This is a genomic window from Paenibacillus allorhizosphaerae, from assembly GCF_042659105.1.
GTDB classification, from domain to species: domain Bacteria; phylum Bacillota; class Bacilli; order Paenibacillales; family NBRC-103111; genus Paenibacillus_G; species Paenibacillus_G allorhizosphaerae.
Window position 1 is genome coordinate 102,780 of record NZ_JBHSRV010000004.1, and the last position, 19,548, is coordinate 122,327.

Sequence of the window (19,548 nt, forward strand, 5' to 3'; positions counted from 1 at the left end):
GCCGTTTTATTGTTTCACACGTATAATGATACTTTCAGTCGTTGGCTTGGAGAACCTTGGTCATAAACGTATTCATCAATACCGGCAAAGATATCAAAATCGGAGGATCGTCCGGACGGGGCTCATGAAGCATGACCTCCCGATGGTACACACCGGCGGACGACCCAACGATAATCGGCTTCTTGGACCGGGTGCGCAGCGTGGCTTGCGGAATCAAAATGTCCATCGCGTTCATTCCCCATGAAAGCGTCGTCGCCATCAGGTAGTACGTGCCCGGTTTGACGCCGGTAAAGCAAAATTTACCGACTGAAGAAAGCAGCGTTCCGTGGATGGGCAGCCCTTCGGGTATTGGTTTGGCAAACAAGCCGATCAGTATGATGCCCTGGAACGGCCTCTCGGCATGGACCGTCCCCTCTATGGTGGAGTATGGACTGGAAATAAGCTGCGGGTCCTGCCAATCGTTGATCTTCTGTAAGGAACGCAGATGTTCGCCCGCTTGCTGGGCCTGATTGCGAAAGTCGGACGGCGTCACGCCTACCCTTTCGGTAAAGCGAGTCGTGAACGTCCCCAAGCTTTGCTGTCCGACCGTAAGTCCGATATCGCGTACGCTCAAATTCGTACGAAGCAATAAGTCTTTGGCTTTCTGCAATCGGAGGGAAGAGACGTAGTACAGCGGCGGGAGTCCGGTCTTTTCTTTAAAAATGCGTGTAAAATGGTAAGGGCTGTATGCTGCGTATGCAGCCAGTCGGGAAAGCGGAAGCGGGTCATATAGATTTTCATGAATAAAGTCTATGACCTCGTCGATTTCCGAATACCGCTCATTCACGATTTCCACTCCTTCCAATACGAGGAACAATTGTTCGCATTTATCATAACATACTTTTTAAATGTATGGAACGACATAATTTACCATTTTTTCTTTTTTATAAATAAGATACAGACAAGGCTGTCAAGCGCCATACCTGCACCGGCATCGGTTTGGATGACCCCCACAAGAAAGATTATCGCTACTTTATGCAAAAAAACGACGCTACGCACTGGGAGCGGACATATGGAGACGTTATCCTGAAACATTGGCGAGGCGGCATTCAGAACTATACGTTCGACATCGAGAATTGGCATTTGACGAGTACGACAAATTCATCACCGACCTGCGAACCGATACGCGCACCGACGCGCAGCTGAAAGCGGACATGACCGCCTGGCAGCAAAATATGGCGACCAAGATGAAAGCCCACTACATCGCCGGGACAAGCCCGAACATCGCATCTAAAAAAAACGGTTACGGTCGATTCGACTTACAGCACATAGCCGCGGCTAATGCCGTCGACGGCATTTCCGCCGACGAATCCCGCTGGATCAGCGACAATACCGCAGGCCCGCACTGGCTTGAAATTCATCTCGATCAAAACTATGCGGTCAAGAAGGCCGAAATCACGACAGGCAACGTAAAAAGACGGCTTCACGGGCGTATGCATTCGCCGGCGGGCCGTCTTTGTTTGTTCATGTTTGTGTTCATTGTGTTCAAAATGGAAAGGATAAGGATGATATGGACATTGAAGCGATTACTGCATAGAACAAATCGTCACGTCATAACCGTCCAAATCGCGCAAAGAAAATTCCCGGTGCCCCGCAAACGGGTTCGAATGCGGTTCTTCCTCGATCTTATACCCAAGCGATTGCGCCCGCTCCCACGTTTCATCGAATTCATCTACGCGAAAAAAAAGCATGAGTCCGTTGCCCGCTTTTCCCTCTTGTGAACTCCGCAGCGTTGGGTGATCATGATCCCCCCAACGATGAAGGCAGAGCAGAATCGTCCCGTCCGAGTCAACGAGCTGGTCGAAAACTTCGCCGTCCGGGTGCGTGTTGCTGCATACGAGCAGCGACATATACCATTTCGCGCTTGCTTTTACATCGTTTACCGCAATAATGGGCTCTGTTCGTATCATTACCGGTGGAGCACCACACTTTCTCGATTAGTCGCTTTTTCGGAACTATCCTCTTCGTGCCGGTCATTTCCGAACTGCTTTATTATTTTTGTTTGTGACAATAGCTGTCACTATTATCTGTTATCGTTAATGTGAAATCAAATTGAACCGATTCAAAAAGCAAAAAGGAGGAAACCGCATGTTTCAATCACAAGACACGCATTCGGCTATTAGGAAATATTTCAGATCGGGTAACCTTACGCTTTCTTATCTTGACTTCGGCGGAGAGAGTCATAATGTGCTGCTCCTGCTGCACGGGCACATGAATGATGCCAGAACGTATGCGGAATTTGCCTCCCGCATGAAAGATTGGCGAGTGATCAGCTTGGACCAACGCGGGCATGGCTGGAGCGACCATCCGGCTGATACGGACTACTCCAGAGAAAGTTATATCCAGGATATTGTTAGCCTTATCTGTACCGAGCTGGGCGGACAGCCTGTCGTTTTATTAGGCCATTCCTTAGGCGGATTGAACGCCTTCCAAGTGGCTTCCCGTTACCCGGAATATGTAAAAGCGGTCATCGTGGAAGATATCGGTGTAGAAATTCACGGCGATGTCAGCTTCGTTGAAAAGCTTCCCGAGCGCTCGTCTTCATTGAAGGAGCTGCGGGCGTCGCTTGAGCGCGCGGGCGTTAGAGCGATCGATTATTTCTCGGAAAGCGTATTTGAGGATGAACGGGGCTGGGGCTTTCGTTCGGATTTAAAAGGGATGCCTGTTTCTCAAAAACATTGCAATGGAGCTTGGTGGGAAGACTGGCTGTCCTCTACTTGCCCGATCCTTCTCATTCACGGTAAAAAAAGCTTCGCTTTGAATCTGAATCAGGCGGAGCAAATGACGTCGCGAAGACCAAACACCGAGCTTGCCGTATTTGAGCATTGCGGCCACGATATTCATTCGACGGACCGGGACGGTTTTTATAAGGTTGCTAAGCATTTTCTCGATAAATTGAATTAATCCGAAACTTGCACCATGGATGATCATAAAACTGGGTAGAAGGCAGTACCCAGTCATCTCCTCCTTCCACGCTGTCCGCACTTCCGACCAGAAACATGATAATATGGTATAAACTAGAAAAATCCGGTTCGGGGGTGCTGACAATGGAGCCCATTACCGTTCGAAAAGCAGAGATTGATGATGCACCAAACGATACCGGCAACTTGTCCGGCATCGGAGCAGTGTATAAATCCATCCTTCTTGATGCTCTCAGGTTCATACCAGCCCGACTCCCGGGCTATTTTCCAATCTTCTATTTTGACAATATGGTACAATATAAGCCGTCGTCCCCCCCCCCTTTGCTCCTCACGCCTGACCCGCTTCGTTCCGGTTCATAATCATCCACATGACGCCGTATTTGTCCTCAATTTGACCGAACAACGCACCCCAAAACGACGGCTTTAACGGATTTTTCACGTGACCGCCTACGGCAAGCTTATCGAACGCTTCACGGGCTTCGACTTCTTCGGCGAATTCGAGCGACAAATGAATCCCGTTCCCCCGGCAAATCGGTTCAAACAACGAATCGGACAAGAGAAAGTTCATGCCGCCGGCTACCATGCTGAGGTACAGCACCCGCTCTTTGACCGTTTCACCGGCTCCCGTAGGCTGTTCCTGGTATGTCAGCACGGATAAAATTTCTCCGCCGAACGCATGAATGTAAAAATCCGCTTGGGTTCTTGCATCCTTCGAGAAAATATAAGGCGTCAGCACAGCCATTCTTCAACATCCTTTCCTCTTTTGTCGCCGTGTCTCGCCCTTATTATAGCGTGTGCTGCAAGCGGGAATTTCTTATGAATTGCGATCTTGCTGAACATACCGGAACGAATCGATCCCGCGTCTTTACACAACCATTAATTCGCGATTTAAATGAACATTCGCATCAATTGCATGATTGACCCGGTCGATCGTCCTCTCGGGTTTGGGCACATCCGCAATTCGGTTCAGCAAAACCCAGCGCAAACAAGCAATCGCCTCGAACGTTTCCATCTCTGCTCTCGAATAGCCGCTTCCCGCAAGATAAGCATCAAGAAATACGTCGTAGCCCTCTTCTCCGCTGTAGATTCGGATCAAAAAAGCCGCCCATGCCGCGTCGTACCGAGGATCGCCCAGCTGCGCGTTCGTCCAATCAATGAGCGTATAACGGCCTTGATGTTCCACAAGGTTGCCCAAGTAAACATCGCCGTGAATCATCTTGTTCTGCTGCATACCCGAATTCGCCACGAGCTTCGATAAGACGGATTGTATGTCGGGATGTTCATGAAGCCGAGGGTAATAATACGCGATGAAATCAAATTTTCGATGCAGCGCCGGGTCGAAATCGTCCAGAGACAGCTTATGCAAATCGAGTAGCAGACCGGCCAGGTCGATGAACGCACGAATTTTGCCCGGTTGGACAGGGCTTCCGTCAAAGCTGGTAACGAGCACTTTATGGTTAGCCGCGTCGTAGCCCCACCCGAACGGAACGGACGCGGCAATGCCCTGTTCGTGAAGCGCATGAAGCAGGGCATACTGAAATCCGACGTCGGGATTGGACTCCTTGTTCCAATTTTTAAGTACGAACCGGGAGTCGCCGAGGCGCATTTCCCACACGACCGCTTCGAGCCCCGCAGGTAATCGGTTCGTGTCCACCTCCTGCGTGCGATGAAGCAAATCATCGATAACGCTCGTTTTTTCTGTCCAGTGGATTTGTGTAATGAGATCGTTCAATCTGTTCTCCCTCTCGTTCCATGTCGAGTATAGCCGATCCGACCTTTGCGATTCCAAGAGCGTATCAGCCGAGCTTCCGCCCTTTCTCCGATCGATACTTATAAAAAAATAATATGAAACCGCACCCGCGGTCGACGCTCAGTTCCAAAACGAAACTGCATTAACATTTTCAAGAAACCGGATGAATTTTCCTCTTTCTTCTAAAAAACGGAATTATCATGCCGCCAAGTTGCAAAAAGAGGCTCCCGTTCCCCCGCTCCATTTGCGCGGGAAGACAGAAGCCTCTTCTATTCATGCTGAATGCTCGCTCAGCCCGGGAACGACCGGATCACTTTATCCAAAATCCCGTATTCCTTCGCTTCGTCAGCGGACATAAAGTAGTCGCGGTCCATGTCTCTATCAATCTTCTCGAGCGGTTGACCGGTGCGCTCGGAGGCGATCTGGTTCAGCCGCTCACGTGTACGTATGATCCGCTTGGCGCTAATCTCGATATCGCTTGCCTGACCTTGCGCGCCGCCGTGGGGCTGATGGATCATAATTTCGCTGTTCGGCAGCGCGAAGCGCTTGCCTTTCGCCCCGGACATCAGCAGCATGGCCGCGAACGAAGCGGCAAACCCGGTGCAGATGGTCGATACGTCAGGCTTGATATATTGCATCGTGTCATAGATGGCGAATCCGGCGGTCGTCGACCCGCCTGGACTGTTGATGTACAGATGGATATCTTTTTCCGGGTCGTCGGCCGTCAGGAACAGCATTTGCGCAATGATGCTGTTGGCCACATGATCGTCAATCGGTGCCCCTAAAAATATGATCCGGTCTTTGAGCAGCCGGGAATAAATATCGTAAGACCGTTCTCCCCGGCCGGACTGTTCGATGACATAAGGAATAAACGTGCTCATCGCGGTAACCTCCCTTTCATCCTTTAGGCAGCCATCATACGGCTGGAATGGATCATCATGCTCAGCGGCGCTTGCGGATTCATCGATATTTCATTGTTCATGCCGCCTGCGGTAAGCGAACCGGTAACGACCGATACGCAATCGGTTTGCGTTTCCTCATTAAGCAGCCTTACAAGCGCATGCGGATTATGCTGGCGGAATGCCTGCAAGTAGGCATAAACGATATGCTCATCCACGATGCGTCCGTCCGTCGTAGCCTGCTCGCCCGGCGATTCGGCCGGGACGCTGCTCAGCGACTTCAGCTTGGCCCGCGCCCGGTGCAGCACCGCCTTGACCGCGCCTTCGGTCGAGCGAATGAGCTGCGCCGCCTCCGAGGCGGTGTAGCCGAACGTATCGACCAGCAGCAGCAGCACGCGCTGACGCGCCGGCAAGCTCGCGACCAAGGTCTCCATCGCGTTCCGCAGCTCGACCGGGTCGACCGTCTCCTCCGGCAGGCGGTTTTGCTCGTCGCCCAGAGAGTCGGCGGCATGCCTCCTTTTTCTGCAGCGGTCGATCCATGTATTATGCGCGATGCGGAACAGGTACGTTTTGGACATATCGCTGCGCGCAGGCTGGCGCAAAAACATCTTGTATGCCTTCAGCCACGTATCCTGCACCAGATCGTCCGCTTCCCAGGAGGAGTGGGCGATGGACCGGCAGTACGCCTGAAGGGCCGCACGATACGGTTCAATGAGCGCTGTAAAGCGGCTCTGATCTTCAGCATGCGATGCGCTTCCGAAAACGTGAATCGTCACAGTGTAACTCCCTCCTGCCTGTCGATAGTAACGAATCAAATACACTATATATACGATTTCCTTCCCCGGAAAGATACGGTGGGGTTTGAATTATTAAGAAGAAGAAGTTTCCAGGTTCTATCATATCAAAGTTCCGGACAACCTGCCCTGGAGAGGGGAGATATGTTTAACCATACTCTTAACCAGTGCCCCGATCAAGTCAAGCGGCTCGTTCGGGAAGGGCTGGATCGTGCAGCAACGGCTGCCGTTTCGTTCTAACGTTGCAACACATCAAAGCCACCCCGATTGCGGAGTGGCTTCTTTATCTATACGACGAACAACTACAGGTCGGGAAAATGAACCGTCTTGATCTGCTGAACGTTCATATGAAGCTTTCTACCATGCGCGGTTACGAGTTCCGCGATATGATCCTCGCTATTCAGCAAAAGTCCGGTTTTGTCCGCTTGCAACCCGGTATCGAACACGACGATTTTGCCCGTCAGCTTCTTCAACTGTTCCTCGAATGTGCGCGCGAGTGTAATGCCGGAAGGGGCGACCGGCAGCATTTTTCGTTCGAGCGTATACGGCGTTTGGTCCGGCGGATACGGGATGAGCCACTTCAAATGAAGCAGCGGAATGTACATCGTTTTGTACACGGGCGAGTAAAACACGAAGTAATTCGTCAATATCGTGGTAACATAGCCGTGTATCGACTGATTTCCGGTGACGAAAATTTCTACGAACATCCCTTTGGAATGAAGCAGCATTTTCCGGTACGAGAGTTCCTTTTCGTTCAAGATCGGATTTTCGTCCGAGGGCGGCTTAAAGGAATTTGAGAGCGAAGAGGAATCGGAAATTTTAGGCTCGATATGCCGCACATGCGTTAGCGGAATGTACACATAGCTGTGTCCGGAGTATACCACCACAATGTCGGACCCCGCGTCGACCAGGATACCGGTATGTTTCATTTCCTCACCCAGTTCCAAATCAATCAGACTGCCGATGTATCGGCTGAAATAACTCATTGCCACGTCCCCCCCTTCAAGATTGCCGTATGAGTATCGCAGAGTGGGCATAACAGCCATCGGGCCGCCGTCGCGTATACCCCCCTGCCATTTATAAGCGATGTTTGGTTGTACTGCATATATATGTCCAACAGCGCTCACCCGAACTCATTGATCGCCCGTTTATATGATTATCCACTTTTAACTATAAACAGACTTTACTATAAAAGGAGGCTCTACCCCTAACCCCAGAGGGTATCTGCAGGCAGGAACCGTGCGATAAAAATGGCCCCCTTACGGTTCGTCCCACCGATTGTGCTTTCCAAACAAAAAAGCCGACGCCTGTACATGACAGGTATCGGCTTACAGTTTCATTCGGCCAGTATCGGTGCAGCTTTATGGCGAAGCTTGGTAAAAGCGCACGCTTGATCAGCGGTTTATGCAAATCCCTTGGAACATCGTCAGTCCGTGCCGCGTAACGGATTCGCGTCCGTCCGATCTTCGAAGACGACGGTCGCTCCCAGCTCGCGCAGCCGGTCGAAATAGTCCGGGCACGTCTTCGATACGCAGCCGGGGTCGGCTATGCGGATGCCGGCGGTCTTGGCCCCGATGAGCGATAGCGCCATCGCCATTCGGTGATCATCGTGCGGATCGAGAAAGGCAGTCTGCGGTACCCCCGGGTAAACCGTTAAGCCATCCGCATGCTCTTCGACTTGAATGCCAAGCTTCCGCAGCTCTTGGCATATAGCAGCAATGCGATCGCATTCGTGATGCCGGATATGGGCTGCATCGGTAAGCGTAATCGGGCCGTCGGCGAACGGCGCCAACGCGGCGATCGTCAGCGTCTGATCGGACCATGTCTTCATGCTAATCGCGAATCCGCCGCGCAGCCGGTCGATGCCGATCACTTCGATCGCGTCGGCGCCTTTCGTAACGGTGCAGCCCATACGCTCGAGAACGTTCAAGATTTCGATATCCGGCTGGCGCGTCTTTGCGTGAATGCCGCGGATACGTATACGGCCGTTCGTTTGCGCCGCAAGCGCCCAAAAATAACTGCACGTCGAAACGTCCGGCTCCAGCGCAACCGAGCGCGCACGGTAGACGCCGGGCTCGACGACGATCGTGCCCCCGTCGTCCTTAACGTTAGGCTCAACACCGAACGTCTTCATCATGTCGATCGTCATTTCGACGTAATCCCGCTGCACGACAGGTCCGTCAATACGGATCGTCAACGGACGCTTGGCATAAGGTGCCGCAAGCAGCAGCCCGCTAATAAACTGACTCGACACCGCTCCCGGCAGCATCGTTTCTCCGCCGGGAAGCCCGCTGCTGCGAAGCGTCAGCGGCAGGCACCCCTGCGCTTCGTGGTACGTAATATCCGCTCCCTGGCCGGCCAGCGCATCCAGCAGCGGGGCAAGCGGCCGCTCGTTCATGCGGCTGCTCCCCCGCAAGCGCCAAACGCCGCTGCCAGCCATCAGCGCCGCCGGCAAGAAGCGCGCCACCGTGCCGGCCGCCCCGACATATAGCTCACCGCTGCGATTCGGCCAGTTGCCCCCAGCCCCCCGGATGAAGGCCGTATCGTCTTCCAGCTCGACGGAAATGCCCAGCTGGCGCAAACTGGCCATGCACCAGTGCGAATCGTCGCTTTTCAGCATTCCGGCAAGCCGGGAAGTGCCTTCGGCGAGCGCGGCAATCAGCAGCGCGCGGTTGGTCATGCTTTTGCTTCCGGGCACCGTGATTTCCGCATCCACCGGAACCGGCGGCGGGGAAATCTTCACCGCTTGTTTGTCGTTATAGCGGGACCAGGGAGACCTTGCTTCCCGATCCGGCTCGTGAATCCCGTTCGTATTCATCCCTCTCATCCTCTCCGCAACACCTTTAAGCTTGATTATAAGGAACGGCACGGAATAGATAAAATAAGTATTTTCGCTATCTTCCATAGATACATTCTATATCGACAGCCCATTGACATCGGCAAGCGAGAAATCTATATTATAATTAGAAATCTAACTAAATGGCTGGAGGCAAGCTATGAACGGCAAAACCGCATCTTCCTGGGAATGGAATAACGGACCTGTCGGCCGATTGATCAAGACGACCTACATCACCCTTCGGCGCGAACTCGAAAAACAATTGAAGCCGACGGGCCTTAGCCACACGCAATGGAGCGCGCTTGGCACCATTAGTCACTTCCCCGGCGTCACGTCATCCGAGCTGGAGCTCATCCTGATGATCGAACGCCCCAGCGTAACGAGCCTGATCAACGGATTGGTGAACAAAAAACTCGTTGTACGAAGGGATCACCCCGGCGACGCCCGTTCGAAGCAAATTTTTTTGACGGAAGCGGGCCAGCAGTTGGCCGATGAGACGCAGCATTATGCGCAAATCGTCGAGGACCGGGTCAAAGAAGGGATGTCGCCGGAGGAATTCGAAACGCTCAAAGCATTGCTCGTCAAGACGGTCGGCATCTTCGGAGGGAAGTAAGGCCGACAAGGGGCGTATGCCATTTTTTGCCCTATTAGTTAGAAATCTAATTATATAAGGAGACGGACATTCATGCAGGAGAACCAAAATAAGCAAGCAGCGGAATTTCCGCAATGGTCGGGGTTTCATCATATTGCGCTCGTTACGCCGAATTTGGACGAAACGATCCACTTCTATGAACAAGTGCTCGGGATGCAGGCGGGGCCCGTATTTGCGGCGACGGGACGGAGGGGCAGGCATTGCTTCATTCGACCGGGCCACGTCGAGACGTGGGGCATTCATTTTTTCGAATATGCGCATGCACAAATATTCCAAAGCACGGACGAACTGAAGCGTTTGGCGGACAATCCGAAATCGGCCGCCATCAACGGATTCTTGCCGGGAGTGCTTCAACACATCGCCTTCTCCTTGTCGTCCGAGGAGGAAGGACTCGCACTGCGAAAGAAATTGCAGCGTCGGGGGATCGTGACCACCGACGTTTACGATCAAGGCCCGATCCGCAATTTTATATTTACGGACAATAACGGGGTACAGCTGGAAGCCGCTTGGCCAAAACCGGCCGCGCAATGATAAAAGCGGAGCGTAAGCCGGCATCTTGCCGCGATGCCGGCCCCCGCTCCACAAACCGTTACAAATGCGTACCGCCGCTCGCATCGATGAACTGCCCGGTGACCCAGCGGCTGTCCGGGGAGGCGAGAAAGGCGGCGATATCCGCGATATCCCCGGTATGCCCGACCCGTCCGAAAACGGAAAGTCCTGCGGCGAATTTCCGTCCTTCCGGGTCCTGCAGCATGGCGGCATTCATATCGGTGTCAATCATTCCGGGCTGGATCGCATTGACCGTAATGTTGCGCGATCCGAGCTGCTTGGCTAACGTTAACGTGAGCGTGTTGATCGCGCCCTTGGTAATGCTGTAGCCGATCAGGTTAGGGAAAGCGATCCGCGTAACCGCCGAAGAGAGATTGATGATTCTTCCCTCGTCTCTCAGACGCGGCAACGCTTGCTGCATCATAAAAAGCGGCGCTTTGACATTAATGGACATGACGTCGTCGAAAGCTTTTTCCGTCATCTCCTCGATGGACAACATTTGAGCGATGCCGGCATTGTTCACGAGTATGTCGAAGGAAGCGGCTCCGACGCGTTCTTTCAGCTCCGCATCCAGCGCCTCGTATAATTCGCTCACGCCGCTTAACGAGCTGAAATCCGCTCCGACCGCAAAGGCCGCTCCGCCGCTATGCCTTATTTCGCGCACCGTTGCTTCGGCAGCATCTTTGTTATGAACGTAGTGAACGGCAACGAGTGCACCGTCATGCGCCAACCGCTTCGCTACGGCCTGTCCGATCCCCCGGCTTGCTCCCGTCACTACTGCAACTTTGCCATTCAATGTACTCATCTTCTGATCTCCTCCTGATTTTCCTGTCGGCGGGGATATCCCGCTTCACATTGGTTATACCATGAGGAGACATTTGCAATGTTGCTCTTCCATTCCGATCTTTCTATAATAACGGGATGTAGATCGAAAAGTCCGTTATGCCGTCTTCGCTTTTCATTCGTATGGTGCCTTTATACCGGCTGACCAGCTGTTTGACAATGTGCAGTCCTAAGCCTGAATTGGTGCCGGTATCTTTGGAAGAATAGCCGGATTCGAATATTTTATGCTGCAGCTCAGACGGGATCGACGGCCCGGTATTGGATACGCTGAAATGCAGCTGGCCGTTCGAGATGTTCCCGGTTACTTTGATTTTACGGCTTTCGGGCGCAAGCTCGCCGGTCGCGTCGAACGCATTATCGATCAAATTGCATAGCATTTTTACTACGTCCGTCGCCTTGATCGGGCTTAGTTTCAATTGTTCCATATGCTGGAAGTCATACTCGAGCTCAATATGCAGAGACTCGGCTTGCGAGATTTTGGCATGCATCAAGGCGATCAGCGCGGGATCTTTGATGTTGACCAGCTCGCCGACGACGCGGATTTCCCCGACAAGCGTATTCGTATATTGATGCAAATCGTCATAGCGCTTCATCGACAGAAACGCATGGATCGTTTGAATATGATTGATGAAATCGTGTCGCTGCTCCCGGATCGACTGAAACAGCGTTTCGATATTGCCTACATACACTTCCTGTGCATTTTGAAGCGCGCTTTCTTTGTTTTTGCGGAGCAACCGTAAAATGACGGCCATAATCGCGATCACGAGCACGGAGCACACTATCATAAACAACATGGACCGCCGCAATTGAGGCTGAACCATATTCTCCATTTCGCCGTAGTCTGCAGCAATCTCGATGAGCAGCGGCGAATCTTGGCTATTATATTTCAGATGGTCGACGACAAGCGGCGAAAAGCTTTTCATCACCGTCTTTCCTTGCGATTCCGTACCGTACAATACCGTCCTGTTTTCATTGATAGCCATCTCGGCATAGTACTGCTCCTGCGCATCCCGATAGCTGTGACTGCCGAATAGCACCTCCCGTTCCGAGTACCAGTGGCTCGGCGCCGGATGAATTTCGTTTCGTTTACGTCCAAGCAGCTTATCGGAACGCATTACGGATACTTCCAGCACCATTTGCCGATGATCCTGGGCGATGCGCTGAAGGGCATCTTTCATACCCGCCGCCGATTGATATTGTTGAAATCTCGTAGCATGGACGTACGGATTAATAATGTAATTGGTCGTTCCGTCGTAATAGTAACCCCACTTGTTTATATTTTCGGGATTGGAAGTCGCCGTATCGATCGGACCGCTCCAGAAATTGGGCAGCGACTGTCCCATCCCGACCTGTACCGGCTCCAGGCGAAGCAGCTGTAGAAATACGATAAAGATCGTATCCCAGCCTTTCGAGCTAATATTGATATCTTTCGGGTCCGATGATCTCACCCCCACAATATCGTCGCCTTCGGGGACAAACAATGTAATTTCATCGACCCCAACCCATTGCTTCAACTCGGCTAACTGTTCATTCGTCACGCCCGCAATATCCGGATCCAGCCTTGTCTTGACCGCCATCGCCGCGGTGCGGAGCTTCTCGCCGATCAAATCCTCCACATACGTTTCCCCTGCCGCGGCCTTCTCGACGTTGGCAATAATGCTATTCAACAGCAGAATCGTCTTTTCCTTCTCGTTATTCATCAAGATCTGTCTGGCATGATAATAGTAGAAACCGTTCATCAGCAAAAGAATGACCATGAAAACAAGAGAGGATTTCAACGGGATATGCTTCCATACGCTCATGCTTCCATCGCCTCCTGACCCAAGTTCCTTATCATTATAACAGCTTTCTTGAGATATGTCTGATTTTGTCGAATAAAGAAATAATTACAGTCATTTGCCAAAGGATGCATCGCTCAATAAGCCGCAGCCGCTTACGTTTGTGCAACAAAAAAAGAACGATAGCCGCCAAGATCATGCCGGCCGCTGCCGCTCCTTGCTTCCTTGCCGGGTTCCCTTACGAGGGCTCGCCCGGCCGCCACCGTCTATGGTCTCAGCATCAAGCTAAACGATCATTCCGCCGAACACCATCCAAACGTTAATGGACATATGCCATACAACCGCAGGAACGATGCTTTTCGATTGAACCGTCATCGCGCCGAAATAAAAGCCACCGACGGCAAAGGCGATGCACATGTCCCATGAAAATCCAAGCGAATAATGCTGCAGCCCGAACCCAAGGCTCGTCAGCACAACTGCCCATCGATCGCCGAACTGCTCGGCCAATCGGCTGAGCAGCACGCCTCTCCAAATGAACTCCTCCAGCACCGCATTCGTCATCGCGAATAGGATGGCGAATCCTATCGCTTCCTGGATAGAAGCCCATCCGCTTCGCAGCATCAACGGCACGAAGGCCACTCCGCCCATCGTCATTGCGATCCCTAAAAATACGGAGACGTTCGTCCGCACCACCCCGGCCCAAATCCAAGGAACGCCGACCGGCTCGTTCCATTGCGGCCTGCCCCCGTACCTTGTGAGCGGCAGCTTCCGCGCCAGCGCTAGCAGGACAAGCGGCAAGATCACAAGCAGCAGCGACACCCGGCTGGCCAGAATGTGCAGCTGCTCCGGCTGCAACTCGGCAACCCAGCGCGAGTTCACGTGCAAATAAACAAAAAAACCGGCGCCGAAGCACGCCGCCGTCAGTACAAACCACCGCATCGGCTTATATAAGGCAAGCAGTCCGGCGCATACGCTCCAGCAGCCGATCAGCGCAGCGGGACCGGTCTGAAGCACGGCCACCAGCGACCCGAACAAGAGCAAGGACGCCATGCGGTGAAGAAATGCGTGTGTCATCGTATATCCTCCGGGATCTCTCGTTTTCGTTTACGTGCTTACGAACCTTTTCGGCGCTTCTTGCGGTTTTTGGCCGATTGCAGGTCCAGCTCCTTCTTGATAAAGCGCACGGTGGACTGAATCATGCGATTGATCGGTAATTGTTCTACGACGGAAGCGAGCATTGGTTTCGGTCCCGATGCCGCCGCATTCAAAGTCGCCTCCTGGTCATCTTTTCGGCGACGCCATTTTTCCGCTTCGCTGCGAATGAACTGTCTCCACTCACCGTCAGCTTCCCTCGCGGCCTGCTGCGGCCCGGCTTGCGCCGCGTCCTCCGCACGGTCCGCCGGCTCGTCGTTTTCCACAGGTGCCATATCGTCGTTACTCATGTCCTTCGTTCCCCCCTTGGGACTGGTCGCAAGACGGCAGACCCGATCCATTCCGTTAACAGCCCCATCATCGCTTAGCGTCTGTCTGTTCCTTTCACCATATGCTTATGTGCCGCTTCCCGCCAGCGGAATGGACGAGAGCGGAATTCTGCCGAACAATATGCACATACCCATGAAATCGGGGATATCCGTACATATACTGAACTGAACTACGGCAAGAGGTACCGATCTCACGGACAAAGGAAGTGAAATGATGTGAACCTGAAGAAACTGGGATTAGCTGACAAAATGATTTTCATTCTCGGGATTATTTTGGGCAGCTTTATCATGATGATTCTCGTGCTTGGCGTCATCGTCGCCGTATTGAAAATGTATGCGGACGGCAAAAAGCAGTCCGTGCACATTCGCTCCGTTCCGGCGCCTGATCTTGAGCCAAAGCAGATGCGGACGGCGGAAATGTCTGGGCAAGAGCCCCTGGAAGCAGGGAATCAGCAGCATGCGCCTGCAGCCGGCGAAGCGGAGGCGGAGCGTTCCATTGAAGCGAATATTATGTTGCTGGAGGCGGATTTGCGCAAGTCGGGCCAGCTCGATACCGATGCCCGCTACGAAGCGATCGGCAAGCTGGCGCATGCGTACCGCCAAGCCGGCCGCCATCGGGAGGCGAACTATTGCCTGCGAAGACTGGACATGGATAAGACGTAAGACGAGGCTTAGACTTTTACGGTGAGAAAGAAACTTAACGGAGGAGGGGAGCCTCATGTCATCGGATCAGCAAGATATATCGAATTTGATCAACGGCTTGAAAAAAAATCTTTTGCAATTTACCGATAATTACGCCAAGGCGGTGAAGAACGGAGCCGATATGGCAGGACAGCAAATCATTGAAGCCGCCGAACAATTGGATCAGCCGACCGATATTCCGGCCAGCAAGCTGATCGCCGCCCTGAAGAACGGCGTGCGGCATGCCGGCCAGCATATGATACATTCGGGAATCGACTTCTTCGGACAAACGGACACCACGGCAAGCGGTCAAAAAAAGAAGAAGAAGAAGAAGTAATACGGCCGCAGGCTTCCCCGGGAGCAATCGTAATCGATATGTCGCCATTGACCGGAGGGGGCCTCCGCTTCAAACCCGAAACGACCGCCCCCTCCAAATGGAGGGAAGCGGTCGCGCAGGGAGTTCTCTGTCGCCCGGTATTCCCGGTGCACATTTCGGCGCCGTAGGCGGCAGCCGGACCTCGCTCGTCTAGCCAATCAAGCCGCCTGATTCAGTCTTCTTGCGGCTGATTGCTCTTCTTTTCTTCCTGTAGTTTTTCTTTTTTGGCCTTGTGCTCTTCTTTCCGCGCTTCCTTCTCTTCCTGCTTCATCGCTTTCTCTTTTTCCTTTTGCTCTTTCTTCTGCTGCCTTTTGGCTTCCATTTGCTCCTTGTGTTTCTGCTGTTCCTCTTTTCTCATTTGCTTTTTTTCTTCCATTTGCGCTTTCTTCGTTTCGTTACTCATGTTTTATCCCTCCATTGTACGATTTAACATTTGTTTCAGCCGGTGGCGGATGACACCCGGGTTAAAGTATTCCAGCATCTCGATGCCCGGCGCATGCCCGAAATAGATCACGTATTTCTTAAAAGGCACCCGCTCGCGCAGCTCGGGGAACCGGAGGCTGACCGGCTGGCCTAGCAAGTCGACCGCTTCATCCCCATTCCTGCGCCCGGTCTCTTCCACCTTTCTAAACGATTGCAGCCCCATCGAGCTGATTGCTTTACCAATTCCTTCCTGGCGGCTCGCAATCTTCTCAAACAAAGCGGGCGGCACATGCTTCGAGTGGACAAGAGCGATATTGTGAGACACGATAAAGCCGCTCTTCTTGCCCGATAGAAGCGATTCCCTTACATAATAAGCGACTCCGGGGGACTCAACCGGACGACCAGACGCCTTCCCACCAGCCTGCTCCTGCCGCAGGACGGTAACGAGCGTCTTCTCGTTCAGTATCGTCTCCAGCAAATCCGTCGTCCGCCCGTCCGTCGCCAGCAAAATATCGAATATCAACTCTTGCATCATATGAAGCGCCTTGCCCGCATCCTGCGGGTCTATGCCCATCGAATCATGATTTGTCATATACTCTCCTCCATCGACTGTCTGTTCGTGAGCTCGGTTGGAAGCAAGAGCATGGTCTGGTACGTCTCAATGATACAAGCCCGAATCGCGGAGCCCTTTCCAGAAGGCGTTGAATTCTTCAATATTGATTTGCTGCTTCGCGTCGGAGAGCGCCACCTCCGGATTCGGATGCACCTCGACCATAATTCCGTCGGCGCCGGCGGCAAGCGCCGCTTTCGCGCAGGAGAGTAGTATATCTTTGCGGCCGGTGGAGTGGCTGACATCCACGAGCACCGGAAGATGCGTCTCCTGCTTCAATAACGGCACCGCGGAAATGTCTAGTGTGTTCCGGGTCCATTTTTCAAAGGTGCGTATTCCCCGTTCGATCAGCATGACCTGATCGTTGCCGCCGTACATGATATATTCCGCCGCCAGGATGAATTCCTCGAGCGTAGCGGATAGTCCCCGTTTCAGCAGCACGGGCTTCCCGCTGCGACCGGCCGCCTTCAGCAACTCGAAGTTTTGCATGTTGCGGGCGCCGATCTGAAGGATGTCGATATACGGGGCGGCGATATCGATTTGTTCCGGACTCATGACCTCGCTGATCGTGACCAGCCCGATTTCGTCGGCCGCTTGCTTCATGATTTTCAACCCGTCCACACCGAGACCTTGAAAGTCGTACGGCGAAGTTCTCGGCTTGAATGCCCCGCCACGCAGAATCGTAACGCCGGCCTTCTTCATGGCGGCCGCTACGGTATACAGCTGTTCCATCGACTCGATGGAGCACGGACCCGCCACCGTGACATGTGAGGCGCCGCCGATCTCCGCGTGCTTGACCCGAATGACCGTATCCTCGCTTTGATGCTGACGGCTCACGAGCAGCGGGCTGCTTGGCTTTGTTTCCTTCCGCTCTTTCGGAAAGTCCGGGAGCAGGCGGGCCATTTCGTTCAACAGCTTCGGGTCCTCCATCGGCCCGGCATCCGGTAAACCGAGCCGCTCCTGTTCCTGAACGAATTCACCCGCCATGCGCGCCCGTTCACTCAATAGATGGAGCAGCTGTCGGTTGATTCCGTCCAATTGAGCTCTCAATTGTTGCAATTTATCGCTCATCACGAGCACTCCCTTCTCTTCCTCCAAAGTCAATAACCGTTCCCGGCAGCCTTACGCTTCCATTTCGCCGTTTCCTTCCGATGCTTCGGCCAGCAGCTCCCTAGCTCGGCTGTTCCCCGGATCGCGAGATAACGCTTCCTTCCATGCGTCCAGCGCCTGCTCCGGCTTGCCCAGCTTCATATAGCTTTCGCCGAGCGACACCCATACGTCCGCATCGTCCATGTTGCGATCGATACAGTACCGGAACTCAGCCGCAGCCGCAGCCGGATCTCCCCCGATCGATTCAGGGGTATACAGCAGCCGGGAGCCATTGACTCGTCGCGCCACAGCCTGTGACGGGTCCAGCTCCAGCGCCTGGGAAACGTGCTGCTCCAGCAGCGGGAGCAGCTTCAGCTTCACCGGCATGCTGCCCGCTTCTATGAGCCGCCCGTATGCGGCCGCCAGCCAGGCATGCGCTTCCGCACTCCGGGCCTCCGCGGTCACCGCCTGCTGAAACAGGTCTCGCGCCAGAGCGAATTCCCCGTCCGCCAGCTTGCGTTGTCCGAGGTGCAGCAGATACTGCATGCTGGCGGACGCATCCGGCCTCAATGCGCTCCCGCTCCGCCGCTCAATGTACACCGGCTTGGTGGACGGCGCATTATTGGCGAGCGAGACCCGGTCGAGCAGCGATGCGTCCGAGACGATCTGCACGGTGACAGGCACGCGCAATCTGGCGGATAATACGCCGGCAAGCTCATCCGCAGGCCGGCTGCCGGCATCATGGAAATCGAGAAGCGCACGCAGCCCGTTCTCCTGCTCGATCATCTTCCACGCATCAGGCACGGGGGAGAGCGAGTATACCGCTTCTTGAATATCCCAAGCATCCAGCACGGTCCCGCCGAACCGGATCCGGTCCTTGCTTCTGCCGTAATGCGTCAGCTTGCCGCCTGTACGGCCGCAGGCGCACAGGGAACGCTCGACCGAGATCATGTCTTCGTTAAAATACCGCAGAAGCGGAGAGCCTTGATGAGATAGCGTCGTGACCGCCGCAAACCCTTTTTCCCCGCATGCTGCGGGGCCCGAACCGTCTTCGCGCAGCACTTCCACGAAGAAATCGTCCTCTACGATATGCATCGCGCCGTATTCGCACATCGTTGCGATGTTGGCCGTTTCCGTCGAGCCGTACATATTGAATACAGGGACGCCCCACAGCCTTTGAATATGCTCCCTGCGCTTCTCGCCCAACAATTCGCCGGCGACGCATATGGCCCGCAGCGCCGGAAAATCTTGATGCGCCGCAATCCCTCGAAGACGCGCCGTTTCCGCCAGCAGCTCCATCTCGCGCGGAAGTCCCGCCAGCACGGTGACGCGCAGCCGCTTCATCAGATCGAGCACTTTGGGGTACGGCGTGACGGCGGTGCGGCTGCTGGCGGGGACGACCCCGGCTCCCGTCAGCCATGCCGCCTGCTCCATTAAGAAGGCGGGCAGCGCCAGCGCGTAAGGAAACCGGACCAGCACGAGATCGTCCGCCGTCAGCCGAACGCCGCAATCCTTCAGCTGTCTCCCGCCGGCAGCCAAATCTTCGCGGGTAAACCACGAGGCGGAGGGCTCGCCGGTCGTCCCGGTCGATTCGTGGTAATGCGCGACGTCTTTCATTTCGACAGCCAGATGACCGAACGTTCCGGCCTTCCGAAGATCTTCTTTTGTCGTAAACGGCAGCGTCTGAATGTGATCCAATCCCACGCCGGCGAGCCCATAGCCGGACAGTTTTTGCCGGTACAGCGGGGAGCCTGCAAGGCGCGCCAACAAAGCCTTGAACTTGGCCTCCCGCTCCTTGCGGTTGTCGACCATAAGGACACCTCCTTT

The 19,548-nt window shown here is 53.9% G+C and carries 23 protein-coding genes; 5 read left to right on the plus strand and 18 right to left on the minus strand.

Annotation, left to right across the window (positions count from 1 at the left end):
* Positions 1-34 precede the first annotated feature (34 nt).
* The 3 genes from ACFQI7_RS16765 to ACFQI7_RS16775 form a co-directional block, all read right to left on the minus strand.
* On the minus strand, positions 35-826 hold the full coding sequence (locus tag ACFQI7_RS16765; RefSeq protein WP_218097991.1) for a helix-turn-helix domain-containing protein: 792 nt from the start codon (positions 824-826) through the stop codon (positions 35-37).
* Positions 827-1,298: 472 nt separating this feature from the next.
* Positions 1,299-1,478, minus strand: a complete 180-nt coding sequence (locus tag ACFQI7_RS16770) for a hypothetical protein (protein ID WP_377517190.1) — start codon at positions 1,476-1,478, stop codon at positions 1,299-1,301.
* 87 nt (positions 1,479-1,565) lie between these two features.
* Positions 1,566-1,949: a VOC family protein gene (locus tag ACFQI7_RS16775; RefSeq protein ID WP_218097992.1), complete on the minus strand. Its 384-nt coding sequence runs from the start codon at positions 1,947-1,949 to the stop codon at positions 1,566-1,568.
* A 178-nt stretch (positions 1,950-2,127) separates the two neighbouring features.
* On the opposite strand from ACFQI7_RS16775, the gene ACFQI7_RS16780 reads away from it, so the two are divergent.
* Positions 2,128-2,943, plus strand: coding sequence for an alpha/beta fold hydrolase (locus tag ACFQI7_RS16780; RefSeq protein ID WP_218097993.1), 816 nt, complete (start codon positions 2,128-2,130; stop codon positions 2,941-2,943).
* 113 nt (positions 2,944-3,056) lie between these two features.
* On the opposite strand, the gene ACFQI7_RS16785 is transcribed toward ACFQI7_RS16780, so the two are convergent.
* The 7 genes from ACFQI7_RS16785 to aroA form a co-directional block, all read right to left on the minus strand.
* Positions 3,057-3,257: a DUF952 domain-containing protein gene (locus tag ACFQI7_RS16785; RefSeq protein ID WP_218097994.1), complete on the minus strand. Its 201-nt coding sequence runs from the start codon at positions 3,255-3,257 to the stop codon at positions 3,057-3,059.
* Between the two features lie 31 nt (positions 3,258-3,288).
* Entirely contained in the window at positions 3,289-3,702 is a 414-nt protein-coding gene (locus ACFQI7_RS16790; RefSeq protein ID WP_218097995.1) for a VOC family protein, read from the minus strand.
* 123 nt (positions 3,703-3,825) lie between these two features.
* The gene (locus ACFQI7_RS16795) at positions 3,826-4,692 is read right to left on the minus strand and encodes a phosphotransferase (protein WP_218097996.1); all 867 of its coding nucleotides are present in this window, start codon (positions 4,690-4,692) and stop codon (positions 3,826-3,828) included.
* Positions 4,693-5,000: 308 nt separating this feature from the next.
* The gene (clpP, locus tag ACFQI7_RS16800) at positions 5,001-5,591 is read right to left on the minus strand and encodes an ATP-dependent Clp endopeptidase proteolytic subunit ClpP (protein WP_218097997.1); all 591 of its coding nucleotides are present in this window, start codon (positions 5,589-5,591) and stop codon (positions 5,001-5,003) included.
* A 23-nt stretch (positions 5,592-5,614) separates the two neighbouring features.
* Positions 5,615-6,385 (minus strand): RNA polymerase sigma factor, encoded by a 771-nt coding sequence (locus tag ACFQI7_RS16805; protein WP_218097998.1) that lies wholly within the window; start codon positions 6,383-6,385, stop codon positions 5,615-5,617.
* Between the two features lie 320 nt (positions 6,386-6,705).
* Complete coding sequence (locus ACFQI7_RS16810; protein ID WP_218097999.1) at positions 6,706-7,389, minus strand: DUF2642 domain-containing protein; 684 nt, start codon at positions 7,387-7,389, stop codon at positions 6,706-6,708.
* A 440-nt stretch (positions 7,390-7,829) separates the two neighbouring features.
* Positions 7,830-9,221 (minus strand): 3-phosphoshikimate 1-carboxyvinyltransferase, encoded by a 1,392-nt coding sequence (aroA, locus tag ACFQI7_RS16815; RefSeq protein ID WP_218098000.1) that lies wholly within the window; start codon positions 9,219-9,221, stop codon positions 7,830-7,832.
* Between the two features lie 178 nt (positions 9,222-9,399).
* Between aroA and ACFQI7_RS16820 the strand changes: the two genes are divergently transcribed.
* Both ACFQI7_RS16820 and ACFQI7_RS16825 read left to right on the plus strand, forming a co-directional pair.
* Entirely contained in the window at positions 9,400-9,852 is a 453-nt protein-coding gene (locus ACFQI7_RS16820; protein WP_218098001.1) for a MarR family winged helix-turn-helix transcriptional regulator, read from the plus strand.
* Between the two features lie 72 nt (positions 9,853-9,924).
* Positions 9,925-10,422, plus strand: coding sequence for a VOC family protein (locus ACFQI7_RS16825; protein ID WP_218098002.1), 498 nt, complete (start codon positions 9,925-9,927; stop codon positions 10,420-10,422).
* A 58-nt stretch (positions 10,423-10,480) separates the two neighbouring features.
* Here ACFQI7_RS16825 and ACFQI7_RS16830 read toward each other — a convergent pair whose 3' ends face one another.
* The 4 genes from ACFQI7_RS16830 to ACFQI7_RS16845 form a co-directional block, all read right to left on the minus strand.
* Positions 10,481-11,245: an SDR family oxidoreductase gene (locus ACFQI7_RS16830; RefSeq protein WP_218098003.1), complete on the minus strand. Its 765-nt coding sequence runs from the start codon at positions 11,243-11,245 to the stop codon at positions 10,481-10,483.
* 103 nt (positions 11,246-11,348) lie between these two features.
* Positions 11,349-13,085: a sensor histidine kinase gene (locus tag ACFQI7_RS16835; protein ID WP_218098004.1), complete on the minus strand. Its 1,737-nt coding sequence runs from the start codon at positions 13,083-13,085 to the stop codon at positions 11,349-11,351.
* 261 nt (positions 13,086-13,346) lie between these two features.
* On the minus strand, positions 13,347-14,135 hold the full coding sequence (locus ACFQI7_RS16840) for a CPBP family intramembrane glutamic endopeptidase (RefSeq protein ID WP_218098005.1): 789 nt from the start codon (positions 14,133-14,135) through the stop codon (positions 13,347-13,349).
* A 38-nt stretch (positions 14,136-14,173) separates the two neighbouring features.
* Positions 14,174-14,503: a hypothetical protein gene (locus ACFQI7_RS16845; protein WP_218098006.1), complete on the minus strand. Its 330-nt coding sequence runs from the start codon at positions 14,501-14,503 to the stop codon at positions 14,174-14,176.
* 255 nt (positions 14,504-14,758) lie between these two features.
* On the opposite strand from ACFQI7_RS16845, the gene ACFQI7_RS16850 reads away from it, so the two are divergent.
* Both ACFQI7_RS16850 and ACFQI7_RS16855 read left to right on the plus strand, forming a co-directional pair.
* A complete protein-coding gene (locus tag ACFQI7_RS16850; RefSeq protein ID WP_218098007.1) occupies positions 14,759-15,205 on the plus strand; it encodes a hypothetical protein in 447 nt (148 codons plus the stop codon).
* Between the two features lie 55 nt (positions 15,206-15,260).
* Positions 15,261-15,560: a hypothetical protein gene (locus ACFQI7_RS16855; RefSeq protein WP_218098008.1), complete on the plus strand. Its 300-nt coding sequence runs from the start codon at positions 15,261-15,263 to the stop codon at positions 15,558-15,560.
* 211 nt (positions 15,561-15,771) lie between these two features.
* On the opposite strand, the gene ACFQI7_RS16860 is transcribed toward ACFQI7_RS16855, so the two are convergent.
* From ACFQI7_RS16860 to ACFQI7_RS16875, 4 genes are all read right to left on the minus strand, one after another.
* Positions 15,772-16,002, minus strand: coding sequence for a hypothetical protein (locus ACFQI7_RS16860; RefSeq protein WP_218098009.1), 231 nt, complete (start codon positions 16,000-16,002; stop codon positions 15,772-15,774).
* 3 nt (positions 16,003-16,005) lie between these two features.
* Complete coding sequence (locus ACFQI7_RS16865) at positions 16,006-16,614, minus strand: 4-hydroxybenzoate synthetase (RefSeq protein WP_218098010.1); 609 nt, start codon at positions 16,612-16,614, stop codon at positions 16,006-16,008.
* Between the two features lie 66 nt (positions 16,615-16,680).
* Complete coding sequence (locus ACFQI7_RS16870; protein WP_218098011.1) at positions 16,681-17,703, minus strand: bifunctional 3-deoxy-7-phosphoheptulonate synthase/chorismate mutase; 1,023 nt, start codon at positions 17,701-17,703, stop codon at positions 16,681-16,683.
* Between the two features lie 51 nt (positions 17,704-17,754).
* Entirely contained in the window at positions 17,755-19,533 is a 1,779-nt protein-coding gene (locus ACFQI7_RS16875) for an AMP-binding protein (RefSeq protein WP_218098012.1), read from the minus strand.
* Positions 19,534-19,548: the final 15 nt, after the last annotated feature.

What these genes read in the sequence shown, in the direction of transcription:
- aroA (WP_218098000.1), bottom strand. Translation starts at nt 9,221, where the DNA reads ATGAATACGAACGGGATTCACGAGCCGGATCGGGAAGCAAGGTCTCCC.
- ACFQI7_RS16775 (WP_218097992.1), bottom strand. Translation starts at nt 1,949, where the DNA reads ATGATACGAACAGAGCCCATTATTGCGGTAAACGATGTAAAAGCAAGC.
- ACFQI7_RS16770 (WP_377517190.1), bottom strand. Translation starts at nt 1,478, where the DNA reads ATGCATACGCCCGTGAAGCCGTCTTTTTACGTTGCCTGTCGTGATTTC.
- ACFQI7_RS16835 (WP_218098004.1), bottom strand. Translation starts at nt 13,085, where the DNA reads ATGAGCGTATGGAAGCATATCCCGTTGAAATCCTCTCTTGTTTTCATG.
- clpP (WP_218097997.1), bottom strand. Translation starts at nt 5,591, where the DNA reads ATGAGCACGTTTATTCCTTATGTCATCGAACAGTCCGGCCGGGGAGAA.
- ACFQI7_RS16875 (WP_218098012.1), bottom strand. Translation starts at nt 19,533, where the DNA reads ATGGTCGACAACCGCAAGGAGCGGGAGGCCAAGTTCAAGGCTTTGTTG.
- ACFQI7_RS16830 (WP_218098003.1), bottom strand. Translation starts at nt 11,245, where the DNA reads ATGAGTACATTGAATGGCAAAGTTGCAGTAGTGACGGGAGCAAGCCGG.
- ACFQI7_RS16810 (WP_218097999.1), bottom strand. Translation starts at nt 7,389, where the DNA reads ATGAGTTATTTCAGCCGATACATCGGCAGTCTGATTGATTTGGAACTG.
- ACFQI7_RS16820 (WP_218098001.1), top strand. Translation starts at nt 9,400, where the DNA reads ATGAACGGCAAAACCGCATCTTCCTGGGAATGGAATAACGGACCTGTC.
- ACFQI7_RS16790 (WP_218097995.1), bottom strand. Translation starts at nt 3,702, where the DNA reads ATGGCTGTGCTGACGCCTTATATTTTCTCGAAGGATGCAAGAACCCAA.
- ACFQI7_RS16860 (WP_218098009.1), bottom strand. Translation starts at nt 16,002, where the DNA reads ATGAGTAACGAAACGAAGAAAGCGCAAATGGAAGAAAAAAAGCAAATG.
- ACFQI7_RS16845 (WP_218098006.1), bottom strand. Translation starts at nt 14,503, where the DNA reads ATGAGTAACGACGATATGGCACCTGTGGAAAACGACGAGCCGGCGGAC.
- ACFQI7_RS16780 (WP_218097993.1), top strand. Translation starts at nt 2,128, where the DNA reads ATGTTTCAATCACAAGACACGCATTCGGCTATTAGGAAATATTTCAGA.
- ACFQI7_RS16865 (WP_218098010.1), bottom strand. Translation starts at nt 16,614, where the DNA reads ATGACAAATCATGATTCGATGGGCATAGACCCGCAGGATGCGGGCAAG.
- ACFQI7_RS16840 (WP_218098005.1), bottom strand. Translation starts at nt 14,135, where the DNA reads ATGACACACGCATTTCTTCACCGCATGGCGTCCTTGCTCTTGTTCGGG.
- ACFQI7_RS16825 (WP_218098002.1), top strand. Translation starts at nt 9,925, where the DNA reads ATGCAGGAGAACCAAAATAAGCAAGCAGCGGAATTTCCGCAATGGTCG.
- ACFQI7_RS16855 (WP_218098008.1), top strand. Translation starts at nt 15,261, where the DNA reads ATGTCATCGGATCAGCAAGATATATCGAATTTGATCAACGGCTTGAAA.
- ACFQI7_RS16870 (WP_218098011.1), bottom strand. Translation starts at nt 17,703, where the DNA reads ATGAGCGATAAATTGCAACAATTGAGAGCTCAATTGGACGGAATCAAC.